Genomic DNA, 1014 nt, shown 5'->3' on the forward strand with positions numbered 1-1014 from the left:
GCGGTGATTGTACAGGATGAGTGGCTGGATGAGAGCCTGATGCAAAACATTGCGCTGGAAAATAATTTATCTGAAACTGCCTTTGTAAAGACTATTGATGCGGAAAATTATGAAATTCGCTGGTTTACGCCAACGAAAGAAGTTGATTTCTGTGGACATGCGACCTTGGCCAGCAGCTTTGTATTATTCCTGGATTATACCTCGCATAAAACTATTCGATTTCATGTAAAAAATCTCGGTATTTTTACGGTTAGTCAAGATGAAGATGGCAAAATCCGTATGAACTTCCCGGTTCGTCGAGCAGTTTTGGTCGATGAATATCCTGCTATGTTGCGTGGAGCTTTGACCAAATCTTTTAAAAATGTCTATTTAAATGAACAGGCCTATATTATCGAATATGAGTCGGTACAGGATGTGCTGGATGAGACTCCGGATTTTGAATTACTGAAACAGGTCAATGATCGCCGTACCGCGATTACTGCGACTGACGCATTGCTGGATGTCGCCTTAACGGCGGGTGCAGAACAGTATGACTGTGTATCGCGTTATTTCGCGCCAAGTAATGGTATTAATGAAGATCCGGTGACAGGTTCAATTCATACCGGAATCGTGCCGATCTGGGCAGAAAAACTCGGAAAACAGCAGCTGGTTGCTTATCAGGGATCAAGCCGGGGTGGTGTGCTGTATTGCGAGATGCAGGATAATGATCGGATTGAAATTTTAGGTTATGGCAAGCTGTATATGAAAGCTGAAATTCTGCTTTAATCAGATAGAATATCTAAAAGCTGTTGTGAACAGCAGCTTTTATAAAAATACAACTCACAACAAGAGAGTCATTCTCTATGATGTTCACTGAATAAAAAGTTCATGTTTAAATTTGCTGGATCCAGAATGTCACTACGTTTTAAAAAATTAACACTTACCATGTTTTTAATGGGCGCAGCGACGCTCAGTTTTGATCAACAAGTATTGGTAAAAACAGAACAAAATATTGAAGAATATAAACTGGATAAT

The 1014-nt window shown here is 40.0% G+C and carries 1 protein-coding gene; it reads left to right on the top strand.

Going from position 1 to position 1014, the window contains the following annotated elements:
- The coding region (locus B4033_RS07880) for a PhzF family phenazine biosynthesis protein (protein WP_286833005.1) at positions 1–765 on the top strand (765 nt) is incomplete at its 5' end.
- Between the last annotated feature and the right edge of the window lie 249 nt (positions 766–1014).

The sequence above is a fragment of the Acinetobacter sp. UBA3132 genome (assembly GCF_002364825.1).
Lineage (GTDB): Bacteria > Pseudomonadota > Gammaproteobacteria > Pseudomonadales > Moraxellaceae > Acinetobacter > Acinetobacter schindleri.